An 8,352-nucleotide genomic window follows, 5' to 3' on the forward strand; every position below is an offset into this window, starting at 1 on the left:
CGCAGCAATGCGGCAGGCCGCAGCAAACAGCGCCGCCGTTTTCGAACCGATAATGTCGAGATATTTTTCCTGGCTGGTGGAAATCTGCCGCTGTGCGGTGAGCTGGTTCACCTCACCCTCGGCAATCACCGCCGACGCATTCGACAGGATCTTGAGAACCTTCAGCGATCCATCCTCGACCATCAGTTCGAACGAACGGCTGAACAGGAAATCGCCAACGAGAACGGCGGCTGGATTGCCGAAAATAAGGTTTGCGGCGGTCTTACCCCGCCGCATATCACTGCCATCCACCACCCCGTCGTGCAGCAGTGTCGCGGTGTGGATGAATTCCACCGCAGCCCCCAACCTATGGTGCCGGTCCCCCGGATAGTCGAGCAAACGTGCGCAAGCGAGCGTCAGCATCGGCCGCATCCGCTTTCCGCCACCGGCGATAAGATGTCCTGCCAGTTCGGGTATCAGCGGGATTTCGGACTGCATCCGATCGAGGATCACCGCATTCACGCGGTTCATTTCCGGAGCCACGAGATTGAGCATCGGCTGGAGCGAAGGCGTGCGCGCGGCGCCAAGTTGGTGAATGGTCGCAGTCATATCCTCCAAAGCCTTGGCAAGCGGCAGCCCCGCGCGCAAGTGCAAAAGCTGCAATGCCGCTTGCCTGTCGCGCCTTGGCACGGCATGGAGTGGATGATGGCACAGGACGACAAGCTCACCCGGTATCGCGAGAGCATCGACAATATCGATGCGGCACTCGTGTTCATGCTCGCCGAGCGTTTCAAAATCACGCAGGCAGTGGGCGAATATAAGGCCACGACCAAGCTGCCGCCCGCTGACCCCAGTCGCGAAGAGCGGCAGATCGAGAGGCTGCGCCAATTGGCGAAAGACGCCAATCTCGATCCCGATTTTACCGAGAAATTCCTGCGTTTCATCATCGATGAGGTCATCCGCCATCATGAGCGGATAAGGGACGGAGCTAGTTAGAGCGCTTTGGGCAATCTGAGCCGCACCAAAAGCCCACCCATATCTTCGCTCTCGTCCAACTCGATTGTGCCGTTATAGATTTCGGCGACATCTCGAACGATAGCCATACCCAAACCGGTTCCTGGTTTGCCGCTATCTAGACGAACCCCGCGATCGAATATGCGCGCCCTGTCTTTTTCGGGGATACCGCGACCGTCATCCTCAATGATTATCCCGACCATATCGCCCTGATCCTCAACGGTGACGAAGACGCTGCCACCGCCATATTTGGCGGCGTTTTCGACCAGATTGCCAATCATTTCATCGAGGTCCTGTCGCTCGACACGCACCGCAACCTCTTTGTTCCCTGCCATGTCGAGGCGGACATGGCGGTAAAGGCGTCCGACCGCGCGCTCGACCGATTCGAGGCTTTGCCAAACTTCGGCCCTGCTGTGACTGTGTCCACGCCGCCCAACTGCGCGGGCCCGGGCGAGGTGGTGATCGACCTGTCGCCGCATGGTCGTCGCTTCGCGGATCACCGTTTCTGAAAGATCAGGGGCCTGCGCCGTTGCGCTGTTCATGATAACTGTCAGTGGTGTCTTTAGCGCATGAGCCAAATTACCTGCATGGCGCCGCGCCTCTTCAGCCTGCTTCTCATTATGGTCAAGTAACGCATTGAGTTCATTTACCATTGGCATCACTTCATCAGGCAATGCGTCCTGGATGCGATGCTGTTTGCCGCTGCGCATCGCCGCAATCTCCCGGCGCACATCGCGCAATGGCCATAGTCCGTAAAAGGTCTGCAATGCGGCCATGATGATCAAGCCGAATGCCAGCACCGCAAAGGCTGTCGCCAATACGGTACGCAATTCGGTGATTTGCGCATCGAGGCTCTCGCGGCTTTGCGCGACCATGAAGATCCAGCGGGTGTTGCTATCGGGCAGGACGATCGCGCGTTCAACGATGCGGAGCGGTTCACCCGCGAACTCTTCGCTCGACCGGAAATGGGGTTTGGCATCGTTGTGACTCAGATCGACCCGCAACGTCCGGTCCCATAACGAACGCGACGGGAACGGCATTTTGCCCTTCCCGCTAATCTGCCAGTACAGCCCGCTATTTGGCTCAAGAAAACGTTGGTCGCCGAGCGGCCGATTGAGGCGCACCTCTCCATCTGGCCCAATTTCGGCCGAGGCGATCATGGCCGTCAGCACATATTCCATCTGGTCGTCGAAATTGTCCGACACAGCGTTGACCAGCACGCGATCAAGCGCCAACCCGCCAGCAATTAACAGCAGGGTTATCCAGCCGGCGGCAATGATGATCATGCGGCGGCTCAAAGAGCCGGTGCCGCTTGCGGGCTTATCTGCTGTCGTTACCGGAGCGACCTGGCCCGCTTCATCCGCCATGATGTCAGCCGCGCGGTTCTTCCAAGCTATAGCCAAGACCGCGAATGGTCGAAATCACGTCCTGACCAAGCTTTTTACGGATCCGAGTCACGAACACTTCGATCGTGTTCGAGTCTCGGTCAAAGTCTTGGTCGTATATATGTTCGATCAATTCGGTACGGCTGACGACTTTGCCCTTATGGTGCATCAGATAAGACAAAAGCTTATATTCCTGCGCGGTGAGCTTCACCGGTTCACCATTAAGGGTGACGCGGCCCGAACGCGTATCGAGGCGGACATCTCCGGCCGTCAGTTCTGACGAAGCATTGCCCGAAGCGCGGCGGATCAATGCGCGAAGGCGCGCGATCAGTTCCTCAGTCTGGAAAGGCTTGGCCAGATAGTCATCGGCACCGGCATCGAGACCTGCGACCTTGTCCGACCAGCTATCGCGCGCAGTTAGCACCAGAACGGGGAATTTCTTCCCCTCGCGCCGCCAGCGATCCAGCACCGTCAATCCGTCAACTTCCGGGAGGCCGAGATCGAGGATCACCGCATCATAATTTTCGGTGGAGCCCATGAAATGGCCGTCTTCGCCGTCGGTCGACAGGTCGACGGCATAGCCCGCACCTTCCAGCGTCGATTTGAGCTGCTGGCCCAGCGTTGGTTCGTCTTCCACGATCAGGATGCGCATGAGGCTTCCTTGCTCCCTTTGGTTATTTTCGATTTACCGGAGATAACAGATTGAACGGCAGGCGCAAACCAAAGGCTGCAGCTCAGCGTTGACGCAATATACTGCCTGATCGCGCATCGACATCGACAAAGATGACGCGGCCCGAATCGATGAATTTCAGACGATAGACCTGCGCGTTGCCATCATATTCGGGGCCAAGATACTCCATGCCGCGCATCCGGGGGACGACGCGCCCCTCGATTTCGCGCAGCGAAAGCACCTTGCCCGAATTCATCTGCTCGCGCGCCTTGCCTTGATCGTCACCCTTACGGGCCGATGCAGGCGCAGTGATGCTGGCAGAGGCCAATGCGGTAGCGAGAAGGAGCAGGACGGCTTGTTTCATAACACCCAGATATCCGCGCCGCATTGAACTGAGTCTGAACGGCACGTCAAGGTTTTGGTAAGGATAAAGCCGCCCCGCATCACTGCTTATTTCACCATTTCAAAGGTGAAATTCATCGTCGAACCGACGCGCACCTGACCTGGCGCAATGGGCGTGTCTTTGGCCGAGGATTGTTCGCGCACTGCCATCACCGGCATCGGATAGCCGCCAAAATCACCTGACTGTTCCTCAACGCGCAAAACGCGCGCACTGGTATAGCCAGCTTTGCGCGCGATTGCATTGGCACGCTTCATCGCACTGTCCCATGCCTTGTCACGCGCGGTTTCCTTTAGCTTGCTATCATCATCGACCGAGAAACTCGGGCCGCTGAAGTTGGTGGCACCATCACTAGCCAGCGCGTCAAGAAACTGCGGCAATTTCTTCAGGTCGCGCAGCTTGGCGGTAACAGTGTTGTTCGCTTCGAAACCTCGGAAAACCTGCCGTCCTTCGTTGTAATCAAACTGCTGGTTGAGCGATATCTGGGTCGTCTGGATATCCTTGTCCGCGATGCCGAGTTTCTTCAGCCGCGCGATAACAGCGGCCATCTGTATATTATTTTGGCGGACGGCTTCGTTGGCGGTCGGGGCCAGCGTCTGCACGCCGGTTGAAAAACTAGCGACGTCGGGGGTTGCATCGACATATTCAGTCACAGAAAGGTCGATGACGGGATTGGTTGCAGTGATATGAACTTCGGTTGCCATAGCTTGCCCCGTGATGCTGCCGGTTGCCAAAAGTGCTGCGATTATCAGCTTGCGCATAGATACTCCTTGTAGCGATCAGATCGCGGAGGAGCGTGCAAACTCGATATAAGTTTCGCGCAACTTCCGCGTGATCGGCCCGCATCTGCCATCCCCAAGCTGAACGCCATCTATACGGGTTACCGGAAGGACAAAGGCAGAGGCGGCGGTCACCATTGCCTCGGCGGCATCCTTGGCCTCCTCGACTGTGAAGGATCGCGTCTCGACCTCGACAACGCCCTGCCGCGCCAGTTCGAGCACCGCTGACTGGGTGATGCCGTGCAGGATGCTGTTGTCGAGCGGGTGGGTGATGAGCTTGCCCAGCTTCGTCACGATATGCGCATTTTGCGAAGTGCCTTCGGTGATGAAACCGTCGCGCACCAGCCAGGCATCGTCCGCACCTTGCGCCTTTGCCTCGGCTTTCATTAAAGAGGCGTAGAGCAGTTGTGTGGTCTTCACATGCGCCATCTGCCAGCGACGGTCGGGCAGTGTAACCACCGAAACCCCGCTTTCGGCCTGTGGCCGGTCCACGAGCGAAGCGTTTTGGGTGAAGCCGACGATGGTGGGCTGAAGCTCGGCTGACGGAAACAGGAAATCGCGATCTCCCGGATTACCGCGTGTGACCTCAAAATAGATCATGCCTTCGCTCAGCGCGTTGCGCGCGGCGAGTTCGCGGCACATAGTGAGCAGCTCTTCGCGCTCCGGCGGTTGCGACATGCGCAGTTCGGCCATCGAACGATGCAAGCGAGCGACATGGCCATCAAAATCGATCAACTTTCCATCGATGACCGAAACTACTTCGTAAACCGCGTCGGCAAACAGAAAGCCGCGGTCAAAGACCGACACCTTGGCTTCGGTTTCGGGGACATATTGGCCGTTGAGATAGACTGTGCGCATGGAATGGCTTTGCGCGAGAGCTTGCATCGCGTCAACCTTCCCCCTATCCGCCCCGCACCATGTCTGCCCCTCCCATCCTGTCCTATGAAGGCCTGTCGCTACAGCAAGGCGCTGGCTGGCTCTTCAGCGACATCGACCTCCATATCGGTCCACGCGATCGGCTGGCACTGATCGGACGCAATGGCGCGGGCAAGACGACGTTGATGAAGCTCGTCGCTGGAATAATCGAACCCGACAAGGGCAAGCGTACGGTGGTTCCGGGCACCAATATCGTGATGCTCGAACAGGACCCCGACTTTGCACCGTTCGAAAAGCTGATCGACTACTGCATGTCGGGCGAGAGAGCACCACCCGAGCATGAGATCCGCAGTATTGCGGATCAGCTGGGTATCGATCTCGACCGCGACGCCAAGACCGCGAGCGGCGGCGAACGGCGGCGTGCAGCCATCTGCCGCGCACTGGCGAGCGAACCTGACCTGTTGCTGCTCGACGAGCCCACCAACCATCTTGATCTGGCCGCGATTGAATGGCTCGAAGACTGGCTGACACGCTACAAGGGCGCCTTCATGGTCATCAGTCATGACCGAACTTTCCTGACCCGGCTGACGCGCCAGACATTCTGGCTCGACCGCGGATCTTTGCGTCGCAACGAAATCGGTTTCGGTGGTTATGAGGCGTGGATGGAGGCGGTCTATGCCGAAGAGGCACGCGCAGCTGACAGGCTCGACGCCAAGCTGAAGATTGAAGCGCACTGGCTTGAGCGCGGGGTGACTGCGCGGCGCAAACGCAATCAAGGCCGGCTCGCCAAATTGTGGGAAATGCGCGCGCAACGTGCGGCGATGCTTGGCCCGCAAGGCACGGCCAAGCTGGCGGCGGCTTCTGACGAATCCAAGACCAAGACGGTGATTGCGGCAGAGGGCGTTTCCAAAAGCTTTGGCGACCGCAAGATCATCCGCGATTTCACCCTGCGCATCCAGCGCGGCGACCGCATCGGTATCGTCGGCGCCAATGGCACAGGCAAGACGACACTGATCCGGATGCTCACCGGTGAAATGCAGCCGGATGAGGGCAAGATCACCCTGTCGAAAACGCTGACGGGCATAATCATCGACCAGCAACGCAAATTGTTGGTGCCTGAAAAAAAGGTGCGCGATGTGTTGGCCGATGGCAGCGACTGGATAACCGTTCGCGGGCACAAAAAACATATCCAGGGCTATCTCAAGGAATTCCTCTTCGACCCCAATCTGGTTGAGGCCCGCATCGGGACGCTTTCAGGCGGCGAACGTTCACGTTTGTTGTTGGCACGCGAATTTGCCCGCGAAGCGAATCTGCTGGTGCTCGACGAGCCTACCAACGACCTCGACCTCGAAACGCTCGATTTGTTGCAGGAAGTCATCGCTGATTATGAAGGCACCGTCCTCATTGTCAGTCACGACCGTGATTTCCTTGACCGGACGGTCACGCTGACGCTGGGCCTCGATGGTTCAGGCAAGGTCGACATAATCGCCGGTGGCTATGCCGACTGGGAGGCTAAGCGTGATCGCCGTCCGCAAAATGTGGCCAAAGCGCAAAAGGCGGCGCCTGCGCTAGCTGCGCCCCCTCCGCCCAAGGCCGCCAAGCTGACTTACGAGGATCAGCGCGATTATGATCTGTTACCGAAGCGAATCGAGGAAATTGAAGCCGCAATTGCCACGGCTGAGGAGGAAATGTCTGATGCCAGCCTTTACAGCCGCAACCCGGCACGTTTTTCAGAACTGACCGCGCTGATCGAAAAACTCCGCGCCGAAAAAGACGCGGCAGAAGAACGCTGGCTAGAATTGGCAGAGATGGTCGAGGCTTTAACCGCTTGAGTTAGATAGACACTGAACTATGTGTTTCACACACAAAGAGGTTGAGACGTGTCGACATCAAAAATTGTATCCGTGGTCAAGCGCATAACGGCTCATCCGCTTTTCGTGATGGTCCTTGAATTTTTCGCGATCGGTTTTGCCATCGCTATTCCCCAAATCGCTGCTCAGGCACTTGCGCCGCCCGTCGGGCGCACTGATTTTCAGGAGCTGTTTGTGAACAGCGCTACGGCCTTGTCGTGCATCGCTGTCTATTGGCTTTTGACGCACTACCTTGAACGCAAACCATTTACCGACTTTGTTCTGGCAGGAGCAGCTCGCGAATGGGGTGTCGGCGCCGCAATCGGCGCTGGAGCCATGGTCCTGACCATAGCCGTTATCGCTGCGCTGGGCGGGTATCGGATCACCGGAACAAATGGCCCAGAAGTTTTAACTGCAGTTGCGGCAATGGCGATTATTTCTGGCGTCACCGAAGAGATTTTACTGCGCGGCGTCGTATTCCGATTGTTCGAACAATGGTTGGGCAGCGTCGCTGCGCTGGTTTTCTCCGCCGGCTTGTTCGGCGTGCTGCATATCACCAACCCCAACGCCAGCTGGCTTGCCGCCTTTGCAATCGCCATCGAGGCGGGGGTCATGCTGGGGGCTATCTATATGCTGACGCGACGGCTTTGGGCGGCAATCGGATTGCACATGGCATGGAACGCAACGCAAGGTGGGGTTTTTGGTGTCAAGGTTTCAGGCACGAATATCGACGGCCTGTTGATCAGCCAATCCAGCGGGTCTGAATGGATTTCGGGCGGCGCGTTTGGTGCCGAAGCGTCATTACCGGCAATGCTGATTTGCACCTTTATCGGGCTCTACATCCTGCGCCGGGCGCATCGGGAAGGTCAGTTTATCCCGATGAGCTGGGCACGATTCAAAGGAAAGCCAAACGGTTAGTCCGGCAGCCGGTAATAATCCCCCAGCCGGTCGAGCGCTATTCTCAGCACCAGCTTGCCTGAGCGCAACGGCCAGCCCATCGCCTTTTCCGCAACCGGAACCCCCTCGCCTGCGCAGATCACCCGCCACGCAATATCGCTGAGATCGCGGCCCAGCGCCATCATGGCGTCATCGAAACGCTGCTTGGCGTGCAACGCGCGTTCGGTAGGTGTGAAGGACGAAGGCGCACTGCGCTTGCCGCGCGACACCGGCGAGGAATCCCAGACCATAGTAATTCGCGCACCAAGGCAGGCGTTCTCATAATCGGCGCGGAGTTTCTCTCCCGCCAGCAATTGCCGGTCAGACAAATGACCATGCGCGTGCAGCCAGGACAGCGGCGATTCAGCCAGATTGATGGTGACCGTCCGCCTTGCTTTGCGACGGCAACCGTCGTCGTTCGGGTCAGGCAGCGCTCGTTCGACGACCATGCGCGGGTCGCGAA

10 protein-coding genes are annotated in these 8,352 nt (G+C 58.0%); 3 read left to right on the forward strand and 7 right to left on the reverse strand.

Annotated elements, in window-relative coordinates:
* A partial coding sequence (locus tag Q0239_RS13775) for a polyprenyl synthetase family protein (protein WP_298603830.1) occupies nucleotides 1-588 on the reverse strand: 588 nt, incomplete at its 3' end.
* Between the two features lie 96 nt (nucleotides 589-684).
* Between Q0239_RS13775 and Q0239_RS13780 the strand changes: the two genes are divergently transcribed.
* Complete coding sequence (locus tag Q0239_RS13780; RefSeq protein WP_298603845.1) at nucleotides 685-975, forward strand: chorismate mutase; 291 nt, start codon at nucleotides 685-687, stop codon at nucleotides 973-975.
* On the opposite strand, the gene Q0239_RS13785 is transcribed toward Q0239_RS13780, so the two are convergent.
* From Q0239_RS13785 to Q0239_RS13805, 5 genes are all read right to left on the reverse strand, one after another.
* Nucleotides 972-2,360 (reverse strand): ATP-binding protein, encoded by a 1,389-nt coding sequence (locus tag Q0239_RS13785; protein WP_298603832.1) that lies wholly within the window; start codon nucleotides 2,358-2,360, stop codon nucleotides 972-974. The genes Q0239_RS13780 and Q0239_RS13785 overlap by 4 nt on opposite strands.
* A 4-nt stretch (nucleotides 2,361-2,364) precedes the next feature.
* The gene (locus Q0239_RS13790) at nucleotides 2,365-3,030 is read right to left on the reverse strand and encodes a response regulator transcription factor (protein ID WP_298603834.1); all 666 of its coding nucleotides are present in this window, start codon (nucleotides 3,028-3,030) and stop codon (nucleotides 2,365-2,367) included.
* A gap of 82 nt (nucleotides 3,031-3,112) precedes the next feature.
* Nucleotides 3,113-3,412 (reverse strand): PepSY domain-containing protein, encoded by a 300-nt coding sequence (locus Q0239_RS13795; RefSeq protein ID WP_298603836.1) that lies wholly within the window; start codon nucleotides 3,410-3,412, stop codon nucleotides 3,113-3,115.
* An 86-nt stretch (nucleotides 3,413-3,498) separates the two neighbouring features.
* Nucleotides 3,499-4,209: an SIMPL domain-containing protein gene (locus Q0239_RS13800; protein WP_298603838.1), complete on the reverse strand. Its 711-nt coding sequence runs from the start codon at nucleotides 4,207-4,209 to the stop codon at nucleotides 3,499-3,501.
* A gap of 18 nt (nucleotides 4,210-4,227) precedes the next feature.
* On the reverse strand, nucleotides 4,228-5,085 hold the full coding sequence (locus Q0239_RS13805) for a D-amino-acid transaminase (protein WP_298603840.1): 858 nt from the start codon (nucleotides 5,083-5,085) through the stop codon (nucleotides 4,228-4,230).
* Nucleotides 5,086-5,144: 59 nt separating this feature from the next.
* Between Q0239_RS13805 and Q0239_RS13810 the strand changes: the two genes are divergently transcribed.
* Nucleotides 5,145-6,935, forward strand: coding sequence for an ABC-F family ATP-binding cassette domain-containing protein (locus tag Q0239_RS13810; protein ID WP_298603842.1), 1,791 nt, complete (start codon nucleotides 5,145-5,147; stop codon nucleotides 6,933-6,935).
* Nucleotides 6,936-6,983: 48 nt separating this feature from the next.
* Nucleotides 6,984-7,871: a CPBP family intramembrane glutamic endopeptidase gene (locus Q0239_RS13815; RefSeq protein ID WP_298603844.1), complete on the forward strand. Its 888-nt coding sequence runs from the start codon at nucleotides 6,984-6,986 to the stop codon at nucleotides 7,869-7,871.
* On the opposite strand, the gene Q0239_RS13820 is transcribed toward Q0239_RS13815, so the two are convergent.
* Complete coding sequence (locus Q0239_RS13820) at nucleotides 7,868-8,338, reverse strand: DUF6456 domain-containing protein (protein ID WP_298603847.1); 471 nt, start codon at nucleotides 8,336-8,338, stop codon at nucleotides 7,868-7,870. The two genes, Q0239_RS13815 and Q0239_RS13820, sit on opposite strands and share 4 nt — an antisense overlap.
* Between the last annotated feature and the right edge of the window lie 14 nt (nucleotides 8,339-8,352).

Source organism: uncultured Sphingorhabdus sp. (assembly GCF_937872355.1).
Taxonomy (GTDB): Bacteria; Pseudomonadota; Alphaproteobacteria; order Sphingomonadales; family Sphingomonadaceae; genus Sphingorhabdus_B.